Origin of the sequence: Inhella proteolytica, assembly GCF_016093275.1 — a bacterium.
In the GTDB taxonomy this organism is placed as follows: Bacteria; Pseudomonadota; Gammaproteobacteria; order Burkholderiales; family Burkholderiaceae_C; genus Inhella; species Inhella proteolytica.
In genome coordinates, this window is record NZ_JAEDAK010000019.1 from 24,762 (window position 1) to 47,381 (window position 22,620).

At 70.0% G+C, this 22,620-nt stretch carries 25 protein-coding genes; 17 read left to right on the top strand and 8 right to left on the bottom strand.

Annotation, left to right across the window (positions count from 1 at the left end; genetic code table 11):
- The first annotated feature begins 4 nt into the window (after nucleotides 1-4).
- The 4 genes from I7X39_RS20075 (at nucleotide 5) to I7X39_RS20090 (ending at nucleotide 3,386) form a co-directional block, all read left to right on the top strand.
- Nucleotides 5-391: a SirB2 family protein gene (locus tag I7X39_RS20075; protein WP_232352082.1), complete on the top strand. Its 387-nt coding sequence runs from the start codon at nucleotides 5-7 to the stop codon at nucleotides 389-391.
- On the top strand, nucleotides 388-891 hold the full coding sequence (locus I7X39_RS20080) for a hemerythrin domain-containing protein (protein WP_198112966.1): 504 nt from the start codon (nucleotides 388-390) through the stop codon (nucleotides 889-891). The genes I7X39_RS20075 and I7X39_RS20080 overlap by 4 nt, the downstream gene beginning before the upstream one ends.
- A gap of 658 nt (nucleotides 892-1,549) precedes the next feature.
- Nucleotides 1,550-2,485, top strand: a complete 936-nt coding sequence (locus I7X39_RS20085) for an NYN domain-containing protein (RefSeq protein ID WP_198112967.1) — start codon at nucleotides 1,550-1,552, stop codon at nucleotides 2,483-2,485.
- 133 nt (nucleotides 2,486-2,618) lie between these two features.
- Complete coding sequence (locus I7X39_RS20090; RefSeq protein WP_198112968.1) at nucleotides 2,619-3,386, top strand: substrate-binding periplasmic protein; 768 nt, start codon at nucleotides 2,619-2,621, stop codon at nucleotides 3,384-3,386.
- Here the strand turns inward: I7X39_RS20090 and gstA are convergent, their stop codons facing one another.
- Nucleotides 3,387-3,995 carry a glutathione transferase GstA gene (gene gstA, locus I7X39_RS20095; protein ID WP_198112969.1) on the bottom strand — a complete coding sequence of 203 codons (609 nt, stop codon included), beginning with the start codon at nucleotides 3,993-3,995 and terminating at the stop codon, nucleotides 3,387-3,389.
- Nucleotides 3,996-4,086: 91 nt separating this feature from the next.
- On the bottom strand, nucleotides 4,087-4,488 hold the full coding sequence (locus I7X39_RS20100; protein ID WP_198112970.1) for a GlcG/HbpS family heme-binding protein: 402 nt from the start codon (nucleotides 4,486-4,488) through the stop codon (nucleotides 4,087-4,089).
- 153 nt (nucleotides 4,489-4,641) lie between these two features.
- On the opposite strand from I7X39_RS20100, the gene I7X39_RS20105 reads away from it, so the two are divergent.
- The 5 genes from I7X39_RS20105 to I7X39_RS20125 all read left to right on the top strand — a co-directional run bounded on the left by I7X39_RS20105 (nucleotide 4,642) and on the right by I7X39_RS20125 (nucleotide 9,468).
- Nucleotides 4,642-6,126 (top strand): alpha/beta fold hydrolase, encoded by a 1,485-nt coding sequence (locus I7X39_RS20105; protein ID WP_198112971.1) that lies wholly within the window; start codon nucleotides 4,642-4,644, stop codon nucleotides 6,124-6,126.
- A complete protein-coding gene (locus tag I7X39_RS20110; protein WP_198112972.1) occupies nucleotides 6,123-6,917 on the top strand; it encodes an ABC transporter ATP-binding protein in 795 nt (264 codons plus the stop codon). The genes I7X39_RS20105 and I7X39_RS20110 overlap by 4 nt, the downstream gene beginning before the upstream one ends.
- Nucleotides 6,917-8,098: an ABC transporter permease gene (locus I7X39_RS20115; RefSeq protein WP_232352083.1), complete on the top strand. Its 1,182-nt coding sequence runs from the start codon at nucleotides 6,917-6,919 to the stop codon at nucleotides 8,096-8,098. The genes I7X39_RS20110 and I7X39_RS20115 overlap by 1 nt, the downstream gene beginning before the upstream one ends.
- Before the next feature lie 26 nt (nucleotides 8,099-8,124).
- Entirely contained in the window at nucleotides 8,125-9,144 is a 1,020-nt protein-coding gene (locus I7X39_RS20120) for an acyltransferase family protein (RefSeq protein WP_198112973.1), read from the top strand.
- 111 nt (nucleotides 9,145-9,255) lie between these two features.
- Complete coding sequence (locus I7X39_RS20125) at nucleotides 9,256-9,468, top strand: DUF2061 domain-containing protein (RefSeq protein WP_198112974.1); 213 nt, start codon at nucleotides 9,256-9,258, stop codon at nucleotides 9,466-9,468.
- On the opposite strand, the gene I7X39_RS20130 is transcribed toward I7X39_RS20125, so the two are convergent.
- Nucleotides 9,441-9,908, bottom strand: a complete 468-nt coding sequence (locus I7X39_RS20130; RefSeq protein WP_198112975.1) for a DUF1203 domain-containing protein — start codon at nucleotides 9,906-9,908, stop codon at nucleotides 9,441-9,443. The genes I7X39_RS20125 and I7X39_RS20130 overlap by 28 nt on opposite strands.
- Before the next feature lie 205 nt (nucleotides 9,909-10,113).
- Here I7X39_RS20130 and I7X39_RS20135 point away from each other — a divergent pair, with 205 nt between their 5' ends.
- Genes I7X39_RS20135 through I7X39_RS20150 form a run of 4 tightly spaced genes read left to right on the top strand, consistent with a single transcriptional unit; the run spans nucleotide 10,114 to nucleotide 13,520 of the window.
- Nucleotides 10,114-10,947: a DUF2306 domain-containing protein gene (locus tag I7X39_RS20135; protein WP_198112976.1), complete on the top strand. Its 834-nt coding sequence runs from the start codon at nucleotides 10,114-10,116 to the stop codon at nucleotides 10,945-10,947.
- The gene (locus I7X39_RS20140) at nucleotides 10,944-11,609 is read left to right on the top strand and encodes a hypothetical protein (RefSeq protein ID WP_198112977.1); all 666 of its coding nucleotides are present in this window, start codon (nucleotides 10,944-10,946) and stop codon (nucleotides 11,607-11,609) included. The genes I7X39_RS20135 and I7X39_RS20140 overlap by 4 nt, the downstream gene beginning before the upstream one ends.
- Nucleotides 11,610-11,640: 31 nt before the next feature.
- Nucleotides 11,641-12,717: a sensor histidine kinase gene (locus I7X39_RS20145; protein ID WP_198112978.1), complete on the top strand. Its 1,077-nt coding sequence runs from the start codon at nucleotides 11,641-11,643 to the stop codon at nucleotides 12,715-12,717.
- Nucleotides 12,714-13,520 carry a LytR/AlgR family response regulator transcription factor gene (locus I7X39_RS20150; protein ID WP_198112979.1) on the top strand — a complete coding sequence of 269 codons (807 nt, stop codon included), beginning with the start codon at nucleotides 12,714-12,716 and terminating at the stop codon, nucleotides 13,518-13,520. Before I7X39_RS20145 ends, I7X39_RS20150 begins: the two co-directional genes overlap by 4 nt.
- An 18-nt stretch (nucleotides 13,521-13,538) precedes the next feature.
- Here the strand turns inward: I7X39_RS20150 and I7X39_RS20155 are convergent, their stop codons facing one another.
- A complete protein-coding gene (locus I7X39_RS20155) occupies nucleotides 13,539-13,823 on the bottom strand; it encodes a hypothetical protein (RefSeq protein WP_198112980.1) in 285 nt (94 codons plus the stop codon).
- 92 nt (nucleotides 13,824-13,915) lie between these two features.
- Entirely contained in the window at nucleotides 13,916-14,548 is a 633-nt protein-coding gene (locus I7X39_RS20160) for a LysE family translocator (RefSeq protein WP_198112981.1), read from the bottom strand.
- Between the two features lie 96 nt (nucleotides 14,549-14,644).
- On the opposite strand from I7X39_RS20160, the gene I7X39_RS20165 reads away from it, so the two are divergent.
- Nucleotides 14,645-15,571, top strand: a complete 927-nt coding sequence (locus I7X39_RS20165; RefSeq protein WP_198112982.1) for a DMT family transporter — start codon at nucleotides 14,645-14,647, stop codon at nucleotides 15,569-15,571.
- Nucleotides 15,572-15,626: 55 nt separating this feature from the next.
- Nucleotides 15,627-16,094: a nuclear transport factor 2 family protein gene (locus I7X39_RS20170; RefSeq protein ID WP_198112983.1), complete on the top strand. Its 468-nt coding sequence runs from the start codon at nucleotides 15,627-15,629 to the stop codon at nucleotides 16,092-16,094.
- 13 nt (nucleotides 16,095-16,107) lie between these two features.
- Here I7X39_RS20170 and I7X39_RS20175 read toward each other — a convergent pair whose 3' ends face one another.
- Complete coding sequence (locus I7X39_RS20175; protein WP_198112984.1) at nucleotides 16,108-16,362, bottom strand: YkgJ family cysteine cluster protein; 255 nt, start codon at nucleotides 16,360-16,362, stop codon at nucleotides 16,108-16,110.
- A gap of 60 nt (nucleotides 16,363-16,422) precedes the next feature.
- Here I7X39_RS20175 and I7X39_RS20180 point away from each other — a divergent pair, with 60 nt between their 5' ends.
- Together I7X39_RS20180 and I7X39_RS20185 are read left to right on the top strand one after the other, a co-directional pair.
- Nucleotides 16,423-16,875 carry a hypothetical protein gene (locus I7X39_RS20180; RefSeq protein WP_198112985.1) on the top strand — a complete coding sequence of 151 codons (453 nt, stop codon included), beginning with the start codon at nucleotides 16,423-16,425 and terminating at the stop codon, nucleotides 16,873-16,875.
- 57 nt (nucleotides 16,876-16,932) lie between these two features.
- Nucleotides 16,933-18,843 carry an acetyl-CoA hydrolase/transferase C-terminal domain-containing protein gene (locus I7X39_RS20185; protein WP_198112986.1) on the top strand — a complete coding sequence of 637 codons (1,911 nt, stop codon included), beginning with the start codon at nucleotides 16,933-16,935 and terminating at the stop codon, nucleotides 18,841-18,843.
- A gap of 21 nt (nucleotides 18,844-18,864) precedes the next feature.
- Here the strand turns inward: I7X39_RS20185 and I7X39_RS20190 are convergent, their stop codons facing one another.
- Together I7X39_RS20190 and I7X39_RS20195 are read right to left on the bottom strand one after the other, a co-directional pair.
- Nucleotides 18,865-20,289 (bottom strand): DUF1501 domain-containing protein, encoded by a 1,425-nt coding sequence (locus I7X39_RS20190; protein WP_198112987.1) that lies wholly within the window; start codon nucleotides 20,287-20,289, stop codon nucleotides 18,865-18,867.
- A 14-nt stretch (nucleotides 20,290-20,303) separates the two neighbouring features.
- Nucleotides 20,304-22,388 (bottom strand): DUF1800 domain-containing protein, encoded by a 2,085-nt coding sequence (locus I7X39_RS20195; protein WP_198112988.1) that lies wholly within the window; start codon nucleotides 22,386-22,388, stop codon nucleotides 20,304-20,306.
- Nucleotides 22,389-22,620: the final 232 nt, after the last annotated feature.

Here is a 22,620-nt window from a genome sequence, read left to right on the forward strand (position 1 = left end):
CGCCATGAGTTGGTATCCCCTGCTGCGCCATGCGCACATTGGCCTGGCGCTGCTGAGCGTGGCCCTGTTCACCCTGCGCGGCCTGGGCGTGCTGGCCGGCGCGCGCTGGCCCATGCTCGGCGCCGTGCGCGCCGCCAGCGTGCTGTTCGACACCCTGCTGCTCGCCGCGGGCGTGACCCTGGCGGTGCTGCTGCAGGTCAGCCAAGCCTGGCTGCCCGTCAAGCTGGGCCTGCTGGTGGCCTACATCGTGCTGGGCAGTCTGGCGCTGAAGCGCGCGCCCACCCGCGCGGCCAAGGCAGCCTGCTTCGCGGCCGCGCTGCTGTGCGTGGGCCTGCTCGTCAGCGTGGCGCGCAGCCGCCATCCCTTGGGCTTTCTGGCGGGGCTGGCATGAACCTCTACCCCTCCCCCAGCGCGGGCTTCGACGAACCCTTCGAGATGCTGCACGCCTGCCACGAGCGGGTGGAGCGCATGCTGCACCTGCTGGAACGCCTGGCCGCGCACCTGGCCCAGGTCGGCCCCGACACCCAGGCCCAACAAGCCGCGGCCGATGTGCTGCGCTACTTCGAGATCGCCGCGCCGCACCACCACGAGGACGAGGAGCGCCATGTGCTGCCGCGCCTGCGCGCCCAAGGCCTGGCCGAACTGGCCGACCGCATCGCCGCCGACCACCGGCGCATGCACGGCGCCTGGCAGCCGCTGCGCGACCAGCTCTTCGCCGTGCAGCGCGCCCAGCACCCCGACTGCGCCGAGTGGCCGGCGTTCTGCGCGCTCTACCGCGCGCACATCCAACTGGAAGAGGGCCAGGCCTTCCCCGCCGCGGCGGCGCAGTGTGATGCCGGGCAGTTGCAGGCGATGGGGGCGGAGATGGCGGGGCGGCGGCAGGCGCGGTGAGGGGTTGATGGGCTGGTGGGCTCATCGTGAGAACCCTCGGGGGCTTCACCCCCGAACCCCGACCCGCATTTCTTTGTCTTGCCAAAGAAACGCGGGGCAAAGAAAGGCGCCAATGCACGCAGCCGACCTAGGGTCGGCCGCGACTGCACGGCTGGTTCACATGGCTCCCACAGCCCTCCTCTGCCTGCGAAAACCTGCCCGCTAAGCTGGCCGGAGTACCGGCCGACTAGACCACCGCAAACCATCAAGGGCTCTCTGCGATGAATGGACCCCCAACGAGCAACTGGGTACCCCGTGGCGCTGGTTGGGGGTCTGTTCTTCGGAGCTCGGAGGCCATGGTCCTGGGTGCCAGGGACGACCGGTACTCCGGGCGCCTTCGTCGTCCTGACCGTCGAAGTCAGATGGGGGCTCGTGTCAGTGTGAGCCCAAGCACCGCCATCACAGGTCGCCCCTAGGGCGACTGTGTTCTTGAGCGCCTTTCTTTTCCCCCCCCCTTTTCTTTGGCGCAGCAAAGAAAAGGGGGGCGGGGTGCAGGGGGTGAAGCCCCCTGCGGGCTCCCACGAAAGCGAACCAACCCCGCCCACCGACAATGCGCCCCCTCTCGCGCACCCCAAGTGCCAGGGCACCAAGCATCCCTTCGCAACATCCTCCCGCCTCTATGCCTACCCCCTGCCGCATCGCCGTCTTCTACGACGGCACCTACTTCAACAAGGTCACCAACTACTACCTCTACCAGCACGAACGCCGTGCGCGGCTGTCCATCAAGGGCCTGCACGACTTCATCGTGGCCGAGGTGGCCAAGGCCGAGGGCGCGGACCCGCGCCTGTGCCAGATCGTCGACGCCAGCTACTTCCGCGGCCGGCTCACCGCCCAGATGGCGCAGGAGCGCGACAAGCTGTTCGGCGAGCGCCTGTTCGAGGACATGCTGCTGCGTGCCGACGTGAACCTGTTCCAGCAGCATGTCTCGGTGCTGGCCGACGGCAGCTTCGAGGAGCGCCGCATCGACGTCTGGATGGCGCTGGAGTGCTTCGAGGCGACCCAGCTCAAGCATTACGACGTGGTGGTGCTGCTGACCGGCGACGGCGACTTCGTGCCGCTGGTGCGCAAGCTCGCCGGCCTGGGCACGCGCGTGATGCTGCTGGGCTGGGACTTCAGCTTCGAGCGCGAGGGCAAGCAGTACCGCACCCAGGTTTCCGGCGCGCTGCTGGACAAGGTGCACTACCCGGTGATGATGGACAAGGTGATCGACGCGCGCGAACGCCGCGCCGACCCGCTGGTGAACAACCTTTTCCTCTCGCGCCCGGCCGACCTGCCGCCGCGCAACGCGCCGGTGCCCGCGCCGGCCCCCGCCGAGGTGGAAGACGCGCTGGAGCGCCCGGGCGTGCTGGTGAACTGGTTCCCCGACAAGGGCTACGGCTTCATCCGCCCGGTGCTGGGCGGCGACAACCTGTTCTTCCACGTCTCGGAGCTGCAGGACTGCGCGGCCGACCAGCTCTACCTGCAGTGCAGCCTGAGCTATCTGCTGGCACGCGGCGACCGCGGCCCGGTGGCCAAGCAGGTGCGCCTGCTGGGCGAGGACGCGCCGCCGCTCTGAGGCCGGGCCACACCGCCGGTCCAGCTGCGTGATTGAGACCAAAAGCTGCGTTTTTTGGTCGCACGCAGGGCCTGGGGACGCGCTCGCCGGGCGGCGGGGCTAGCCTGGGCTGCCGCCCGCCCGAGCCCCCGCCATGCACCGCCGCCTTGTTCTGTCCACGCCGCTGGCCTTGCTGGCCCCGCCCGGCGGCGCCGCAGCTCCTGCGGGCACGGCCACGGCCCTGGCTGCGCGGCCGCTGCAGCTGGTCAACACCGTCTATCCGCCCTTCGTGAACCCGCCGGGCCACCCGGACGGCGAGGGCATCGATGTGGAGATCGCCCGCGCCGTGCTGGCGCGCCTGGGCCTGGGTTGCGAGCTGGAGCTGGTGCCCTGGAAGCGCGCCCTGCTGATGTTGGAGTGGGGCCGCGCGGACTTCACCACCACCATCAGCCGGCGCGACGACCGCGACCGCTACCTGCTCTGGTCGGCGCCCTACCGCAGCGGTGCGAACTACCGCTTCTACTGCCTGCCCGGCGGGCCGGCGGTCAACAGCCTGGCCGACCTGCGCGGCCTGCGCCTGGGCGTGGTGGCGGGCTTTCACTACCCGCCACCGATCGCGCAGGAAGGTGGCGCGCGCCTGGTGCCGGGGCGGGACATCGCCGCCCTGGCCGCCATGCTGCGCGCCGGCCGCACCGATTGCATGGTGGTGACCGCCATCGCCGGCGCCTGGGAAGTGCGCCAGCTCGGCCTGGAACAGCAGCTGCTGCGCCAGGCCTTCGAGCACCACTCGGACAGCCCGAACTACCTGGCCTTTTCGAGGGCCCGCACCGAGCCCACTTTCATGCCGCGCGTGGACGCGGCACTCAAGACCCTGATGCTGGACGGCACGCTGGCGCGCATCGAGCGCAAGGTTCGGGTGTGATCAGCCCTTGAGGCCTTCGGCCTTCATGGCCTCCTGCACCGCCGGGCGCGCGGCCACGCGGGCGCGGTAGGCCGACAGGTTCGCCAAGGACGTCAGGTCCACGCCCACCAGCTGGCCCCAGTTGCTGACTGTGAAGAGGTAGGCATCGGCCACGCTGAAGCCGCTGTCCAGCAGGTACTCGCGGCCGGCCAGCTGGGTGTCCACCCAGGTGAAGAGCTTGAGCAAGCGCTCGCGCATCAGGGTCTTGGCGGCGTCCGGGAAGGCCGGGTTGAACAGCGGCCCGAAGCCTTTGTGCAGTTCGCTGGTGGTGAAGTTCAGCCACTCCTGCAGGCGCGCACGCGCCAGTGTGCCGTTGGCCGGGGCCAGGCCCTTGGCGGGGTGCTGGTCGGCCAGGTACTGCACGATGGCCGGGCCCTCGGTGAGGCGCTCGCCGCCGTCCAGCTCCAGCACCGGCACCGAGCCCTTGGGGTTGATGGCGTAGAAGTCGCCGCCGTCGGCCGTCTGGTGCGTCTTGGTATTGACCTTGACCAGCTCGAAGGGCAGGCCGAGCTCGCGCAGCACGATGTGGGGCGAGAGGGAGCAGACGCCGGGGGCGTAGTACAGCTTCATGGGGGTCCTCCTGAGTGAACGAAGGCGCGCACCATAGGCCGCCCACCCTCAGCCCCGCAGCCCATGCGGGAATGCGCTTTCTGTCAGCCGCTCAGAGCGCCGCCACCCCGGCCGCCGCAATCTGCCCGTCCTGAGCGGACAGCACGCCCGACACGCCGATGGCGCCCAGGTAGTGGCCGTCGGCCGCCACCAGCGGCAACCCGCCCTCGATCGGCATGGCGCCGGACAGGTTCAGCACCACCGTGCGGCCGCCCTGCACCGCGTCTTCGAAGGCCTTGGTGGGGCGCTTGAACAGGATGGCGCTGCGGGCCTTGGCCTGCGCCACCTCCACGCTGCCGAGCTGGGTGCCGTCGGCCCGCTCCAGCAGCATCAGGTGGGCGCCGGCGTCGACGATGGCGATGACGACATTCCAGCCCTCGGCCACGGCCTTGGCGCGCGCGGCGTCGGCCACGCGGCGGGCGTCTTCGAGCGTGAGTTGCGAAACGGTTTGCATGGGGTCTCCTCAGTCGGGCTCACATTGGAACCGCCGCCACTCATGGCGCCGCGCCCGCCTTTCGCCCGGCCCTTCCGCCATTCGCCCACCGCCGCGGCCTGCCATGCGCGCGCGCCAACACAATGCGCGCCGTCCCATTCCAAGAAACCCCCCATGCTCAAACGACTCTCCGTGCTGGCGGCCCTGCTGAGCGCCCTGCCGCTGGCGGCCGCGGCCGCCCCGACGATCGAGCTCAAGCCCTGCCGGCTCAGCGGCGTGGCTACCGAGGTGCAGTGCGGTCAGCTCCAGCGCCCGCTCGACCCCACCCAGCCGCAAGGCAAGACCATCAACCTCCACGTGGTGGTGGTGCCCGCGCTGGCGCGCAACAAGCTGCCCGACCCGGTGGTCTTCCTGGCCGGCGGGCCGGGGCAGTCGGCCATCAAGCTGGTGCCGATGCTGACCGGCCGCCTGGCACGCCTGCAGCAGCGCCGCGACCTGGTGTTCGTGGACCAGCGCGGCACCGGCAAGTCCGCCCCGCTGGAGTGCCCGGAGGAGCGCCATCTGCCCGTGGCCGAAGGCCTGGACCTGGAGGCCAATTACCGCCGCACCGATGCCTGCCGCGCCGAGCTGGAGAAGCTGCCGCATGGCGACCTGCGCCAATACACCACCGTCATCGCCATGCAGGACCTGGACGCCGTGCGCGAGGCCCTGGGTGTGGCGCAGTGGAACCTGATCGGCGGCAGCTACGGCACGCGCGCCGGGCTGGAGTACCTGCGCGCCTTCCCCACCAAGGTGCGCCGCGCCGTGCTGGACGGCCTGGCCCCGCCGGACATGGCCCTGCCCCTGTCCTTCAGCCCCGACAACCAGGCCGCGCTGGATGCCGTGCTGGCCGCCTGCGAGCAGCAGCCGGGTTGCGAGAAGGCCTACCCGAAGCTGGCCGAGCAATGGCAGCGCCTGCTGGCCGGCCTGCCGCGCGAAGTGACGCTGCAGCACCCGCTCACCGGCAAGCTGGAAAAGGCCGTGCTGCAGCGCGAGCATGTGCTGCGCGCGGTGCGTGGGCCGCTGTACGTGCCGGCTTTTGCCAGCGCGCTGCCTGCTGCCATCGCCAGCGCCGCGGAGGGCAACTTCAACGCGCTCAGCGGCCTGCTCAGCAGCATGGGCGGCCGGCAGACGGCGCTGGCCCTGGGCATGCACCTGTCGGTCATCTGCGCCGAAGACCTGCCGCGCATGGCCGACGCGAAGGAAGCAGCGGGGCGCGACTACGGCCGTGCCGACGCCCAGTTCTACGGCCGCATGTGCCAACAGTGGCCGCGTGGCAGCGTGCCCGAAGCCTTCTACACGCTGCCAGCGGCGCAAAGCCCGGTGCTGCTGCTCAGCGGCGGCGCCGACCCGGTGACCCCGCCGCGCCACGGCGAGCGCGTGGCCAAGGCCTTGGGCGCCAAGGCCATCCATCAGGTGGTGCCGGCCGCCGGCCACGGCGTGATGAGCCTGCCCTGCATGCGCGACGTGGTGAACCGCTTCATCGACGCCAAGACCGAGGCCGAGGCCCTGGCCGTGAAGACCGACTGCGCCGCCAAGATGCCGCGCCCGCTGGCCTTCGTGCCGCCCGACCCCAGCCTGCCCAAGCCCGACAAGAAGAACGCGGAGGTGAAGCCATGATCACGCTCGACCAGATTGCCAAGCGCTTCAAGGCGCCCGCCCCCAAGGCCAGCGGCCTCGGTGCCCTCTTGAAGAAACCCGCCGCCAGCTGGGTGGAGGCCGTGAAGTCCGTCAGCCTGCAGGCCGGCAATGGCCGCATCACCGGCCTGCTGGGCCCCAACGGTGCGGGCAAGACCACCAGCCTGCGCATGCTCGCCGGCCTGTTCCAGCCCGACGCCGGCCGCATCGAGGTGGATGGCATCGACGTGCTGCGCGAGCCCCAAGCGGCGCTGGCGCGCATGGGCATCCTGGGCGACGCCCATGGCCTGTACCCGCGCCTGACGGCCCGCGAGAACATCGTCTACTTCGGCCGCCTGCAGGGCCTGAGCCAGGAACAGGCCGAGGCGCGCAGCGAAGCCTTGAGCGAGCTGCTGGACCTGAAGAAGGTCATCGACCGCCGCGCCGAGGGCTTCAGCCAGGGCGAGCGCATGAAGACCGCGCTGGCCCGCGCCCTGGTGCACGACCCCGCCAACATCGTGCTGGACGAACCCACCAACGGCCTGGACGTGCTGGCCACCCGGTCCTTGCGCGAAGCCCTGCGCGTGCTGGCCCGCGAGCAGGGCAAGTGCATCGTCTTCTCCACGCACATCATGCAAGAGGTCGAGTACCTGTGCGACGAGGTGGTGGTGGTGTCGCGCGGCAGTTCGGTGGCGCGCGGCACGGTGGACGAACTCAAACAACAGGCCGGCTGCGAGCGTTTCGAAGACGCCTTCGTGGCCCTGGCCTTCGGCAATGAAAAGGAGGCTGCGTGATGACAACGCCGAGCCTGATGAACCATGTCGCCATCGTGTTCCTGAAGGAACTGGTGGACGCCCTGCGCGACCGCCGCACCCTGCTGCGCCTGGCCGTGCCGGCGCTGCTGATGGGCCCGCTGATGCTGATGATGCTCAGCGGCCTGATCGCCCAGTTCGAGACCCGCGCCGAGCAGCGTGAGATCGTGGTGCAGGGCATGCAGCACGCCCCCACGCTGCGCAACTACCTGGAGCGCCAGAACTACACGGTGAAGGACGCCCCGGCCGACTACGAGGCGCGCCTGCGCAACAGCAAGCTGGCCGACCCCGTGCTCGTGGTGCCGGCCGACTTCGAGGACAAACTGGCACGCGGCGACGGCCCCGAGCTGGAGCTGGTGACCGACAGCGCCAACCAGCGTGCCAGCGCCGGCAGCGGCGTCATCAGCCGCCTGGTGGAGGGCTTCGGCCGCGAACGCGCCGGCCTGCACCTGATGCTGCGCGGCGTCTCGCCCGAGCTGCTGCGCCCGGTGGACCTGAACGAGCGCGACCTCGCCAGCCCCGGCGCGCGCGCCTCGCGCATCACCAGCATGATCCCGATGTTCGTCATCATGGCCGTGCTCTATGGCTGCCTGACCGCCGCACTGGACAGCACCTCGGGCGAGCGCGAACGCGGTTCGCTGGAGCCGCTGCTGATGAACCCGGCGCGGCCCCTGGGCATCGTCAGCGGAAAATGGCTGGCCGTGGCCCTGCTGGGGGCGGGCGTGGCGGGGTTGTGCAGCTTGAGCTTCATACCGGCCCAGCTGCTGCTCAAGAGCGACGCGCTGGCCGCGATGTTCCGTTTCGGCTGGGGCGAGGTGGCGGGCTTTGCCCTCATCCTGCTGCCGCTGTGCGCCGCCCTGGGTGCGCTCTTGATGGCCGTGGCCATCCGCACCAAGACCTTCAAGGAAGCGCAGGCCAGCGCCACGCTGGTGATGACCTTGGTGAGCCTGGCACCGATGGTCTCGATCATGAACCCCGGTGGCGACAGCCCCTGGTACTTCTGGATCCCCGGCCTGGGCCAGAACCAGCTGATGATGCTGGTGCTCAAGGGCGAACCCATCTCCCTGCTGCAATGGGGCCCGGCCGTGCTGACCGCCGCCGTGCTGACGGCAGCCTGCCTGGTGTATGTGGCGCGGCATATGCGGGAGGCGGTGAGCCGCTGAGCGGTGGCCGCAGGAGAAGAGATCGGATGACTGCAAGACACGCAGAGATCGACTGGCTGCGCGCCGTGGGCCTTTTCATGGTGGTGCTGGCCCATGTGGGGCCACCAGCCTGGCTGTTCCAGTTGCGCAATTTCGATGTGCCCCTGATGGTCATCGTCTCCGGCCTGGCCTTCCAGGCTTCGCGCAGCGGGGTCGGGTTTGCCGCCTATGCCTGGGCACGCTTCCAGCGCCTGGTGCTGCCGGCCTGGCTGTTCCTGCTGGGCTACTACGCGCTTGCAGCGCTGTGGCGCTGGCCCGCCGGGCCGGCCCCCGCGGCCGAAATGCTGGAGAGCTTCCTGTTCATCGGCGGCATCGGCTATCTGTGGATCCTGCGCGTCTTCCTGTGCGTGGCACTGTTGGCGCCCTGGCTGCAGCGCTGGAGCCAGGCGACCGCTTCTGATGCGCAATTCCTGGGCCAGCTCGCCGTCGCCGCGGCCGTGACGCAAGCGGTCTGGCTGCTGGCTCAGCCCGAGCTCCAGGGTCTGGCACTGGCGGCGCTGCGGGAGGGCGTGCAAGTGCTCAGCTACGCCGCGCTGTTTGCAGTCGGCCTGCGCCTGCCGCGCCTGCAGGCCTTGGGCCGGCGGCTGTTGCTGGGGTTCGCGGGCGCGCTGGCTGTGGCAGTTTTTACCTACCAACTGGCAACGCTGGGCAGCTTGCAGCCCACCCAGTTGCACAAATATCCGCCCCAGCTGCCCTACCTGGCCTACGCGCTGCTCGTTTCGCTCGCCCTCTACTTCAGTGCACCCCGCGTGGTGGCCTGCTTGCCCGAGGGCACACGGCGGCGCGCGCTGCTGGATTTCTGTGCACAGAACAGCATCTGGATCTACCTCTGGCACATCGCACTGCTGCAGCTGGCGCGCGGCCCATGGCCCTTGCGATACCTGCTCGTTCTGGGTCTGTCGGTAGGCCTGTGCGCCCTGCAGCAGCGCCTGCTCACGCAGTGGCTGGTGCCGCGCCTGACCGCGCCGGGCCGGCAGCGCTGGGCCCGCGTCCTGCTCAGCGGCTGAGCCGCTGAAGACCGGCGGCGCGGCGCCTATCGCCACCATCCACTCATTCGATTGGCCGCGGACGCGGCCTTTCTTCATCATGGCGGCCCGTTGAATGAACAGGAGCCCGCCATGGCTAAGTCCGCCTCCTTCGGCGTTCTGCACCTCGGGGTCGCCTTCGGCGTCAGCTATGCGCTGACGGGCGATCTGGCGATCGCCGGGGCCATCACTTTCGTGGAGCCCGCCGTCAACACCGTCGTGCACTACTTCCACGACAAGCATTGGGGCCGGCTGAGCGCCTGGTGGGCGCAGCGCCGTCAGGCCCTTTCGATGCGCGCCGCGTAACAGCCGCGCCGCGCGTGGTGCGCGTGCAGAAAGGCCACCTGTGGGTCGGCCAGGAAGCGCGTGATCAGCGGCTCCAGCGCCGTGCCCTCGGCCACCTCGGCGTCCACCATCATCCCGTCGGCATCGAAGGCGCGCAGCGAGATCAGGCGACGGCGGATCGCATCGGGCAGCGCGCCCATGGCCTCGAAGCGCTGCGTCGCGCCCTCGCGCACGAAGATCGCATGCATGCCGCGGTAGGGGCTGTCGGCGTCCAGGTAGCAGTGGTTCAGCAGCAGCACGGTCTCGCCGGGTTCGGCGTCGCGCAGCTCGATGCGATCCGGCGCGGCGTGGGGTTCGGTCACGCGCAGGCGGCGGGCGCCGCGTGCCTGCAGCTCGGCCTCGGGCAGGCCGTACAGAGGCAGGAAGGGTTGTGGGTCAAGACCCAGGATTCGGTAGGACATCGGGCACTCCAGAACGGTGCGGCCATTCTGGAAAGCCAGGCGGCGCGACTGCGCTGAAAGCGGACATGGAGTTCGGCTGGCCGGCGCGCTTCGGTACGGATCTGGCGCGGCTCAGTCGGGCCGGGCGGGCGGTCGTCGCGCCGCAGGCCCACCGCGCGGGGGGCTTGCGCAGCATGGGCCCCCTCGCCACTTCGGAAAGCCTGCGATGTCCCATGTCTTCGCGGCGGCTGCACCGCCGCTCTCGCCACCGGCCGGCCTGCCGCGGCGCCTGCTCGACGTCAGCGCCGCCCTCTGGCTCGCGCTTGCCCTCGGCGGCCAGCTGCTGTTCGCGGCCTACCTGGTGGCGGCCTATCTGCTGCCCACGCTGCAGGGCCGGCTGGAATCCTGGAACCTCAAGCTGCCCAAGGGCTACACGCCGGGGGATGCCTGGGGCAACGCCCTGGTCGGGCTGCACCTGCTGTTCGCGCTCTTGATCCTGGTGGGTGGCGCACTGCAGCTGCTGCCACCGCTGCGGCGCGCGCGCCCGGCCTTGCACCGCGGCATCGGCCGCGCTTACCTGATCGCCGCCGCCACGCTGGCGGTTGGCGGCCTGCTGCTGGTCTGGACGCGGCCGGCCCTCGGCGGCCTGGGCCAGCATCTGGGCATCAGCCTGAACGCGCTGCTGATGCTGGCTTTCGCCGGGCTGGCCTGGCGGGCGGCGCGGGCGCGCCGCATCGAGGCGCACCGCGCCTGGGCGCTGCGGCTCTTCCTGGCCGTTTCGGGCGTGTGGTTCTTTCGCCTGGGCCTGCCGCTGTGGCTGATGTGGCATGGCAAGCCCGTGGGCTTCGACCCCAAGACCTTCGACGGGCCCTTCCTCACCACACTGGCCTTTGCGCAGACCCTGCTGCCGCTGGCGGTGTTCGAGCTGCTGCGCGCGGCACGCCGCAGCGCCCGCCCCGCTTTCCATGGCGCCGTGGCCCTGTTGCTGGCCGCCCTGGTGCTGCTCACCGCCGCCGGCCTGTTCGGCGCCTTTCACATGCTCTGGAGCCCGCCGCTATGAACCTCAACCTCCGCCGCGCCGCCGCCTGGGCGGCCGCCTTTCTGGGCCTGGGCTATGTGCTCAGCTTCGTGTTGCAGGCCACGCTGTTCAACCCAGGCAGCCCGCTGACGCCGGCGGCCCGGCTGGACTTCGTGCTGGAACACCGGCGCGCCTGGCAGGCCTGGCTGCTGCTCTACCCGGCCCAGGGCCTGGCCTTGGGGGTGCTGGCGCAGGGCCTGCAGGAACGCCTGGGCGCGCGGGCGCCGGGCTGGATGGCGCTGGCCACGCCGCTGGCCTGGGTCTGGGCCGGGCTGCTGCTGGCCAGCGGCTTCATCGGCATCCTGGGCGTGGAGGTGCTGGCGCGTCAGCCCTCGCGCGAGGGGCTGCTGGGCATGTGGCTGGCCTTGGGCGTGGTGCAGGACGCGCTGGGCGGCGGCAACGAGCTGGTGGGCGGCGTGTGGGTGCTGCTGATCGGCGCGGCGGCCGCCCAGGCGCAGGCCTGGGGGCGCTGGTTGCACGGCTTGGGGGTGTTGATCGGCCTGGGCGGGGTGCTGAGCATCTGGCCGCCGCTGCAGCAGGCGGTGATGCTGTTCGGCCTGGGCCAGATCCCCTGGTTCCTGGCGCTGGCCTGGGTGCTGGCGCGGCCGCAGCTTGCGCGCGCGGACGGGCTGGTGGCCGCCTGAGAGCCGCGCCGCTGCCGCTATCGTGAAGCCCATGTCTCCCGCCCTGCCCAAGCCGCGCGGCTGGCGCCAGCTGTTTGGCTGGCGCCGGGTGCGCGCCACCGCCATCACCTGCGCCGTCGTGGCCGCCCTGCTCAGCCTGCCCTGGGAATCGCCCTTGCCCGGGCTGTGGCTGCGCGTGTTCGGCCTGGGCGCGGTGCTGCTGCTGGTGTTTGGTGTGCTGGAGCAGTGGCCGCGCCAGCTGCCGCGCTGGCTGGCGCGCTGGGCCCTGCAGGTGATGGGCGTGGGGCTGGCCGTGCCCATCGCCACCCTGGCCATCTACATCGCCAGCACGCAAGCCGGCGCGCCGCCGTTCTGGATGGACGAAAAGCGCGTGGCGGGCTTCGCCATGTTCACCATCCTCGGCGTACTGCTGGCGCCCTGGGTGGCGCTCTCGGCCCTGGTCAAGCAGCGCGAGGCCTGGGTGACCGAGCAGGCCCTGGCCTTTGAGCTGGAGCGCAGCGAGCTGGCGCGCCAGGCGCTGGACGCGCGCATGCGCCTGCTTTCGGCCCAGGTGCAGCCGCATTTCCTGTTCAACACCCTGGCCAACATCCAGGCCCTGGTGGAGACCGGCAGCGCGCGCGCACCGGCCGTGTTGCAGAGCCTGATCGACTACCTGCGCGCCGCGGTGCCGCGGCTCGATGAAGCCGGCCACCGCCTCGGCCAGGAGCTGGAGATGGTGCGCGCCTACCTGGACCTGATGCAGCTGCGCATGCCCGACCGCCTGCAGGTCGCGGTCGAGTTCGACCCCGGCGTGCTGAAGCTGCATTGCCCGCCGCTGACCCTGCTGACCCTGGTGGAGAACGCCGTGCGCCATGGCATCGACCCGAGCGAGGACGGCGGCCGCATCGAGCTGCAGTTGCGGCGCGAGGACGGCCGCTGCCGCGTCACGGTGCTGGACACCGGCGTGGGCCTGGGCGCCAGCGGCCGCGGCCTGGGCACCGGGCTAAAGACCCTGCGCGAGCGCCTGGAGCTCGTGTTCAATGGCGAGGTGCAGCTGCAGCTGCACGCCGTGCAGCCGCATGGCGTGCGTGTGGAGCTGAGCTTCCCGGCCCTGGAGATTGCCGCTTGAACGCCCCGCCCACCGCCCTGATTGCCGACGACGAACCGCTGCTGCGCGAGCTCCTCATTCAACGCCTGGCCAAGGCCTGGCCGGAGCTGCAGATCGTGGCCGAGGCGCGCAACGGCCGCGAGGCCATCGAGCAGTTCGAGCGCCTGCAGCCCGCCATCTGCTTTCTGGACGTGCACATGCCGGGCGTCAGCGGCGTGGAGGCTGCGCGCGCCATCGGGCGGCGCGCGCATCTGGTGTTCGTCACCGCCTACGACCAGTACGCGCTCGAAGCCTTCGAGCATGGCGTGCTCGACTACCTCGTCAAGCCGGTGACCCCGGCGCGCCTGGCCGAGACGGTCTCGCGCCTGCAGGCGCGCCTAGGCCAGCCGGTGCTGCACAGCGAGGAACTGCTGCTGCGCCTGGCCGGCCAGCTCGCGCAGCAGCTGCGCGGCGGCGGGGCGGCCGGGCCCGCCGCCGGGCCGGAGCGCCTGCGCTGGCTGCGCGCCAGCGTGGGCGATGCGCTGCTGATGATTCCGGTCGAGTGCATCGACTACCTGAAGGCCGACAGCAAGCTGACCCTGGTGGCCTACCGCGACGACCAGGGCCGCGCCGCCGAGGCCTTGATCCGCCTGCCGCTGAAGGAGCTGCTGGCCCAGCTGGACCCGGCCCGCTACGCCCAGGTGCACCGCGCCGTCGTCGTCAATCTGGACCAGGTGCGCCGCGTGCGCCGCGCCGAGAACGACACCGCCACGCTGGAGCTGCGCGGCCGCAGCGAAACCCTGCCGGTGAGCCGCAGCTACCTGCACCTGTTCCGGGAGATGTAGGGCCGCGCCTCAGGGCGCTCAGTTGCGGTGCCGGTCGCGCGCAATCTGCGCCCGCTCGGCCAGCGCGCGCGTGGCTTCGTCCAGCTGCGGCGCCTCGGTCTGCTCCAGCAGGCGCTGGAACTCCTCCAGCGTCATCTCCAGCTCTTCCACTTGCGGGCGGCGGGCCTCCATGTGCACACGGCGTTCGCGCAGGCCGCGCGGCGGGCCCTCGTCGCGCTGGCGCCGGTCGCTGCCACTGCGACGTTCCTGAGAAAACGCACCGGCCGCAGGCCGGGCACCAGAGCGGGGGGCGGGTGTAGGCATGCGCGCAAGGATGACAGTTCGGCCCCGAGCTGGAAACCGCCATCCGTCACAAATTCAAACAAATAGGCGAGTTATTACCGCGCCTGGGGGGGTCAGCGCGCGCGCAGCTCCAGCAGCACGGGCGCCAGCAGGCGCAGGCCGAACACGCCCACCAGGCTGCCGCACAGGCGGTTCAGGCCCTGGCGGCGCGCCGCGTAGAAGCGCAGCACCCGCGGATTGCCAAAGGCCAGCGCCAGGAACAGATGCCAGACCAGGGCATTCAGATAGACCAGCAGCACCGCCGCGGCGCTCAGGCCCCAGCCAGCCCCCGGCGGCAGCAGGGCCGCGAAGGCGCTGCTGAAGAAAAGCGCCGTCTTGGGGTTCAGGATGTTGGTCAGAAAGCCGAGCCGGAAGGCCTGCGCACTCCGCAGCGGTGCGGCTGCCCCGGGGGCCGCCGCGGCCGCGCCGCCGGAGCGCAGCAGGCGCCACGCCACCCACAGCAGGTACAGCCCGCCGGCCACCTGCGCCCCTTGGCGCAGCAGCGGGTGCAGCGCAAACACCGCGCCCACGCCCAGCACCGCCAGCAAGGCCCAGGTGAAGGTGACGCAGGTGATGCCCAGGCAGGCCAGCAGCGCCGCCCGGCGCTGCCCCGAGGCCGCCAGCTGACCCACGAGCAGGAAATTGGCGCCCGGCGTCACCAGCACCAGCCAATGCAACAGGGCAACGGAAATCAGGGCACTCCACATGGACGGTCGGGGCGGCAAGGGAAAAGGGGGCGGATCTTAGGCAGTCGCCCAGCCCCATCCCCCACCCGGTTACGGGGAAACCCCGACACTGCGCCGATGACCGCTGTCGCCACCGCCCCTGCCGCCGCCCGCCCCTGGCTCGTTCACCTCAAGCTGCTGGGCATGGCCGGGCTCTGGGGGGCGGCCTGGCCGGCCGGCAAGGTGGTGGCCAGCCAGGCCCCGGCGCTTTCGGCCAGCAGCTGGCGCTTCGCGCTTTCGCTGCTGCTGCTGCTGGGCTGGCTGCTGGCGCGCTCCGGCGCGGCCACGCTGAAGGCGCTGACGCCGCGCCAATGGGCCGGCCTGGCCCTGGGCGGGGCCCTGGGCGTGTTCGGCTACGCGGCCTTCTTCCTGATGGGCCTGCAACATCTGCCGGCCGGCCGCGCCGCCCTGGTGGTGACGACCAACCCGGTGCTGACCCTGCTGCTGGCCGCCTGGCTGCTGGGCGAACGCCTGAGCACGCGCATCGCCCTGGGCATGGCCCTGGCCGTGGGCGGCGCCGCCGTGGTGCTGACGCATGGCAGGCCCTGGACGCTCTTCACCGGCGGTGCCGGCGTGGGCGAGGCCCTGCTGCTGGGTTGCGTGGTGTGCTGGAGCGGCTACACCCTGTTGGGCAAGAAGCTGCTGGGCGGCATCGACGCGCTCACCACCACCACCGTCACCGCCGGCTTCGGCCTGAGCCTGCTGCTGCTCAGCGCCGCGCTGTTCGAGCCCGCCGGACTGGCCCTGCCGCTGCAGCTGGGCCTGGGCTGGTGGGGCGCCCTGCTCTTCATGGTGGTGGGCTCCACCGTGCTGGCCTACGCCTGGTACTTCGAGGGCGTGGCCGCGCTGGGCGCCGGTGCGGCTTCGGCCTACATCAGCCTGGTGCCGGTGTTCGGCGTGGCCATCGCCACCTTCTGGCTGGGCGAGGCGGTGGACGCCTCGCTGCTGGCTGGCGGCACGCTGGTGCTGGCCGGCATGGTGGTGATGAACAAAGCGCGCCGCTGACCTTCGGCTGGCACGAAGTGGCTGGCGACACTGCCGGCCCCTTAAGGAGCCCGTCATGCGTCTTGCCGCCCTCGCGCTGGCCGCCCTGCTCAGCACCCCGGCCTGGGCCGAGCTGCCTGTCGTCGCCAACCCCGACCACGAGGCGATGCTCGCCAGTGCCGACCCCCAGCTCGCCGCCAACAAGCGCCTCGTCTACGACTTCTGGCGCGAGGTCTTCGAGGCCCGCCAGCTGGAGCGTGCACCGCAGTACTTGCACCCCGACTACCGGCAGCACAACCCCATGGTGCCCACCGGCCTGGCCGGCTTCCAGAAGGCCTTTGCCGGCGCCACCCCCAAGCCCGTGCAGACGCGCGTGCAAAGCCCGCTGGTGGCCGTCGTGGCCGAGGGCGATCTGGTGGTGCTGAGCTTCGTGGCCACGCGCCAGGACGCCGAGGGCAAGCCCTACACCACCACCTGGTTCGACCAGTTCCGCGTGCGCGACGGCAAGATCACCGAGCACTGGGACCCGGCGCTGAAGCGCTGAGGCCCTGACCCGCTCAAGGCTGGGTGCTCTGCTCCATCCAGCCCAGCCAGCGCATCGCCTGCTCGCGGCTTTCGCCGCACATCTCGGCGCTGGGCTCCAGCGAGCCGCAGACGGCCGGGCGCTCAGGGCTGCCGAAGATCCGGCAGCGGTCTTCCTCATCGAGCTGGATGCAGCGCACGCCGGCGGGCTTGCCGTTCGGCATGCCGGGGATGGGCGAGGAAATCGAGGGCGCGATGCAGCAGGCAGCGCAACGGGGGCGGCATTCCATGCGCCCATGCTGCCACGCCCGGCTTGGCAGGCGGTCCGGCTGGCCATAGGCTTGGGCCCCATGCACGCCGAGATCAACCCCTGGCAGCCTGCGCGCTTCCCTGCGCATGGCGAGGTGCAGATCGACTGGAACGACCGGCTGCTGCTGATCCAGGCCCGCGGGCCCTTCAATGCCGAACTGATGGTGCGCGGCACCACCGCCATCGCCGATCTGCGCGCCGCCCGGCCGGCCGATGGTCGCTATGTGGAACTGGTGCACTGGCAGGACAGCATGCTGATGCCGCCCGAGGCCTGGGTCCGCTTCGAGAAGGCCGTGCGCCTGTTCGTGAGCGCCGGCCTGAACGGCACCCACACCCTGTGCGTGGCCGCTCCCGAGGTGGAGGCACGCTGGCTGATGCTGCCGCGCATGGTGGCGCTGTGGGAAGAAAGCCGGCCGGTCGAGCTGTTCGAGCAGCTGGAGCCCGCGCTGGCCCGCGCCCGTGAGCTGACGGCCGAGCCGCCCGCCTCGGCCTGACCCAGGTCAACGCCAGCGCTGCGAGGCTGCGGCAGCATCGCGGCAGGAGACCATCCCATGACACAACGATTCGATTCGCTCGGCGCCGCCGTGGACGTCCTGCTCGCCCGCATTCCCGGCCCCATCGTGCTCGGCCTGCCGCTGGGCATCGGCAAGCCCAACCCCTTCGTCAACGCGCTGTACCGCCGCATCAAGGCGGACCCGACGCGGCGCCTGGCCATCGTCACCGCGCTCTCGCTGGAAAAGCCCAGCGGCAAGAGCGAGCTCGAACAGGCCTTCCTGGCCCCGCTGGTGGAGCGCGTGTTCCGCGATTACCCCGACTTCGACTACGTGAAGGACCTGCGCGGCCCCGGCCTGCCCCCGAACATCGAGGTACGCGAGTTCTTCATGAAGACCGGCGACTACCTGCACAACACTGCCGCGCAGCAGCACTACATCAGCACCAACTACACCTTTGCCGCGCGCGACCTGGTCGGCCAGGGCATCAATGTCGTGGCGCAGGCGGTGGCCGAGCGCTGGCAGGACGGCGTGCAGCAGTTCAGCCTGTCCAGCAACCCCGACCTCACCGCCGAGCTGGTGGAGCGCTGCGCCGCCGCCGGCCGGCCGCTGCTGAAGATCGCCGTCATCAACCGCCAGATGCCCTTCATGGAAGGCGAGGCCGTGGTGGCGCCCGACTTCTTCGACGCCGTGGTCGATTGCCCCGAGGGCACGCACACCCTGTTCGCGCCGCCCAACGGCAAGATCAGCACCACCGACTACGCCATCGGCCTGCACGCCAGCTCGCTGGTGCAGGACGGCGGCACGCTGCAGATCGGCATCGGCAGCCTGGGCGACGCGATTGCGCAGGCCTTGATCCTGCGCGACCAGCAGGGCGAGACCTACCGGCAGATGCTGGCCACGCTCTGCCCCGACGGCCTGGGCAACCGCGAGCTCGGCCGCTTTGCCGAGGGCCTGTACGGCTGCTCAGAGATGTTCGTCAACGGCCTGCTGCAGCTGATGCAGGCCGGCATCGTGCGCCGCCGCGTGTTCGACGACCTGGCCACCCAACTCGCCGTCAACGAAGGCAAGCTGGACCCGGCCACCCTCCCCGGCGGCGTCTGCATGACCGGCGGCTTCTTTCTGGGCCCCGGCAGCTTCTACCAGGCGCTGCGCGACCTGACGCCCGAGCAGCGTGCGCAGATCGACATGACGCGCATCGACGCCATCAACCGCCTGGACGCGCACGGTGGCGCTGCCATGGACCTCAAGCGCGCCCAGCGCCGCAAGGCCGCCTTCATGAACACCACCATGAAGGTGACGCTGCTGGGTGCTGCCGCCTCTGATGCGCTGGAAGACGGCCGTGTGGTGAGCGGCGTGGGCGGGCAGTACAACTTCGTCGCCATGGCGCATGCGCTGCCCGATGCGCGCTCCATCCTGATGCTGCGCGCCACCAAGGAAACCGCCGACGGCCCGGTCAGCAACATCGTCTATCGCTACGGCCACTGCACCATCCCGCGCCATCTGCGCGATGTCGTCATCACCGAATACGGCGTGGCCGAGCTGCGTGGCTGCAGCGACGCCGAGATCGTCAAGCGCCTACTGGCCATCACCGACTCGCGCTTCCAAGACGAACTCATCAAGGAAGCCAAGCAGCACGGCAAGCTGGAAGACGACTGGCAGCTGCCCGAGCGTTACCGCCACAACACTCCGCAGGAACTGGACGCCAAGCTGCACCCCTTCACCGAACAGGGCCTGCTGCCCGGCTTCCCCTTCGGCACCGACCTCACGCCCGACGAACTCAAGATCGTGGCCGCGCTGCGCCGGCTCAAGAAGGCCACCCAGAACCCGGTGGAGCTCGTGAAGCTGGCCATGAAGGCCTTCTGGGAGGGCAAGGAGGCGCCGCCGGCCTATCTCGAGCGCCTGGGGCTGGATGAGGCGCAGGGCTTCAAGGCGATGTTCATTCGGAAGCTGTTTGCGGGGAATTTGTAGAAACTCCCGCGATGCGGGTTCTCAGCGCATGAAGCCGAGATCGATCGGATACGCCTGGGCGCCCAGCGAGCCGCCAAAGTTGTGCAGATTGGGGAAGACGGTCCGCAGCTCGCTTTCGCTGGCGCCAAACCAGCGCCCCAGGGTGGCGCCGAACTGGTCCACAGAAGAAGTGGGCAGCAGGCGCCCGTTGCCCACATGCCATTGGTCCTCCGGGGCGGTGCTCTCGCCCACGCTGGGCGGTGGCGGGGTTCCGTAAAACGCCTGGCCCTTGACGGCGCCGCCCAGCACAAAGTGATGGCCGCCCCAGCCGTGGTCGGTGCCGTCGCCGTTGGAGCTGAGCGCGCGGCCAAAGTCGCTGGCCGTGAAGGTGGTCACCTGCGAAGCCAGACCCAGGCTCTCGGTGGCCGAATAGAAGGCCTGCAGCGCCTTGCTGAGCGTGCCCACCAGCGCGGGGTGGGCACCGAGCAGCCCATCGTGGTGGTCGAAACCTGGCAGCGCCACCATGAACACCTGCCGCTTCACGCCCAGACTCTGGCGCGCGGCCATGATCCGAACCACGATCTGCAACTGGTCGGCGAGCGAGTTCCCGGCCGGAAAGCCGGGCTGCACGGGCACGGGCGCCAAGGCAGCGCTGAGCTGTGTGCCGGCCGTGATGGAGCGTGCCATGACCTGGTTGTAGGCCGCCTCCAGCTCATGGCCGCGCGCCTGCGTGATCAATTCGCGCAGGAAAGGCACCATCGCCTGCGAGCCCAACACCCCGTTCTGAAACGGTCGCAAGGCCACCGGACCCTCGTGCGTGACCTGATAGCCCACAGCGCTCTGGCCGGACACAAACACGGCCTGGCCCGCAGCACTGATGCAGGTGAACACCGAGCTGCCGTTGCCAGCCAGCGCCAGATCGCCAAGCCTGCCGCCCCAGCCACTCACCGAACCCTCTACGTCGGAGGACTGCCAGATCGAGGCGTGGTCGTTGTGTGAGAAGAGCTTGGGGGGCACCGGATAGCGCAGGGTGTCGCCGCTGTTGAACTGGGCCTTGGTGAGCGGCGCAATCAACGGGCCCACATTGAAGAGCACTCCCGCCTTGCCTTGGTTGAACAGTGCACTCAGCTCGGGCATGGCGGGGTGCAGTGCGAAGGCCTGGCCTTCGGGCAGCGCCTGCGCAGGCTGCAACCGGGTGGCGTCAAGCTGGTTCAAGGGCACGGCCAGACCCCGGCGGATGGCCGCGTACTGCGCGTGGCGCGTCGCGTCGGCATGCACCAGCGTGTTCGCGTGATCCATGCCACCGTACAGGAACACGCACACCAAGGCCTTGTAGTCGCTGGCAGTGAAAGCGGCGGCCTCGCCCAAGGCGGCAAGGTTCAGGGCCAATGGGGCAGCCGTGCCGGCCAGGGCGAAGCGTCCGGCATGCCGCAAAAAGGCACGGCGGCTGGCGTTGCAGGAAGTCATTCGGCGTGCTCCATTCACTTCTGGACCAGGTACTCGGGGCAGACCATGACCATGAGGACGGCCCGGGCCACCTGGCGGCGTTTGGCCCAGTCAGGGCTCGATGCCTGGATCGGTTCGCTGTTCAAGGCGTTGACCAGTTGCCTGCGGGTGGTTTGGGAAAGTCGCCCAGCGCAAAGCAGCAGGTTCAGGCGGTCAATCAGCGCTTCGGGCTGGAGAACCAAAGCCAGTTCGGCGCTGTAATCGGGCTTCATGTCGTCCGTGCCCGATTGGCTGCTGGGTCGACTTTGGTCGATGTCCGGTCGTTCGGGGGCAAAGATCCAGGGGCCTTCTTCGACCATCAGTTCCAAGCCGTTGACGTAGCCGGCCACGGTGCTTTCGTCAACGATCTGGAACTCCGGCGCGGTCGCACCCCGCTGCGCCATGGCGGTGCCGGGGGGCACGAAACCCGGTCGGAAAAAGTTGAACACCGAAGGCGACCAGAACAGCCGCTGGCCGTTATTGACGACTGGGTTGCTATTGGGTGAGTTGAACTTCCATGCCCCTGAGCGGGAGCGCACGCCAAACGTGCGTCCCCATTGAGCAAAGCGAAGTGCGGGCTCGCTCAACTTCCCGAACTGCGGATTGGCAAGGCCCGCCGCACCACGCGCCTCCTCATCCAGCAACACGGCGCTGATCAGCGCCTTCATATCCCCACGCACCCCGCTGCCGTTGTTGTTGAATGCGGCCGCCACCCGGGCCACATACGCGGGGCTGGGGTCGCTGGTAACCAGGCGCTGGATGAACTGGCGTCCGATGAAGGGCCCCACATTGGGGTGCTGAAACAGGTGATCCAGCGCGAGCCGGCGCGCTTCGTGGCCGTCCGCCGTGTTCGGAATCTGGCAGCCAAGAAACTCCCGGCCGGTTCTGGTGTGCCGACTGGGCTCCAGCTTCATGGTCCGCCGCGCGGCAGTGGGGTGGCTGACGATCGATCCATCAGACGTCACCACCTTCTCGCCCGAGTCGTCAATTACGTAGCCGGTGAACACGCGCGCCAAACCAGTGATGTCCCGCGCGGTATAGGTCTCCAGCGGCCTTCCGGCGGCGTCGCGCTTCACGCTGCCGTCCGGGTTGAGCTGGTAGAGGCCGATGGTGAACAGCTGCATGAGCTCGCGCGCGTAGTTCTCATCCGGGACGCGCCCGGTGGCAGGGTCGCTGACGCTGTAAAGGATGCTGAGGTACTTGCCCATAGCGACGCTGGTGGAGACATGCTCCAGCAGGTCGCGGTAGTTGCCGAAGGCGTGTTGCCCCAGGCCATCCCAGTAGGTTGCGTAGACCAGATGCGGCCACCACGCTGTGGCGCTATTGAGCGAAACAACCAGGATTTCTGTCAGCGCCAGCTGAATCCGCACCCGTAGCGCATCCTCCGCGCTCAGGATCTGCTTCCAGGCAGCGAAGTCGAAGTACGGGTGCCCCCCGGAGTAGTAGCGCTGCTCATTGAATTCGGCGTAGCCGCGCCCCACCAGCCAGTCCCAAGTGGCAGGCCCAGGGGGCACCGAAAACTGCGCCTCCAGCCAGGCTTCGAAGCCCTGGCCCATGACCGCATCGATCTCGGTGTCGCGCGCGGCGAATTGCGCTTGCAGCAAAAAGCGCGCGGCTTGGGCCCGATCCTGCGGCGCGAAGCGCGGAAACACCTGGGCCGAGAAGTCGCTCAACTGCCCTACTCGGGTCAAGGTGTTGCCGGACACCGGCCCGAAGATGTACACGGCGCCATCCGCTACACCCAGGTAGTTGCCCGTGCCGGGGTAGTAACGGTAGGTGTAGGGCGCTTCCTCGCGGTTGCTTTCGTGACTGGGGAAGTACTGCGGGTAAGCGCGCTCGGCCCAGTCCATCAGGGTTTGCGCGTCGGGCACGCGCGCACTGGGGCCGACAGCGCTGCGGCGCCGCATTTGGTTACCCGGCTGAGCCTGGCTGGGATGGCCGGCCGCAGCAGGCCAGGCCGTTTCGTCTTGGTCCTGACAGGCCGCCAGGGCCAACAGGCCCAGGGCGGCAAGCCGCGTCGTGTCCTGCGACGAGTCGCCCTCTGTTTGTGGGGTGGGGCGTGAGTGGGCGGCTTGAGTCATGACCAGCAGCGGAATCTCTGGGCCGCACAGTTTGCCGGATCGTTTCCCACCGACCTTGCCATGAGCGCAAGCACGCCCGTCCCCCGCCCGCAAGTCAGGGCACACCGGATCGGGCCGCCCCCGAGCGCGCGGCGCGGGCCGCGCGGGCAGGATGCGCGACCCTTGCCCTGGCTGGCCTGCCGTGTCCCTTCCTTCCCGTCACCGCCGCGCGTCGCCTCAAGCCGCTGCGCCC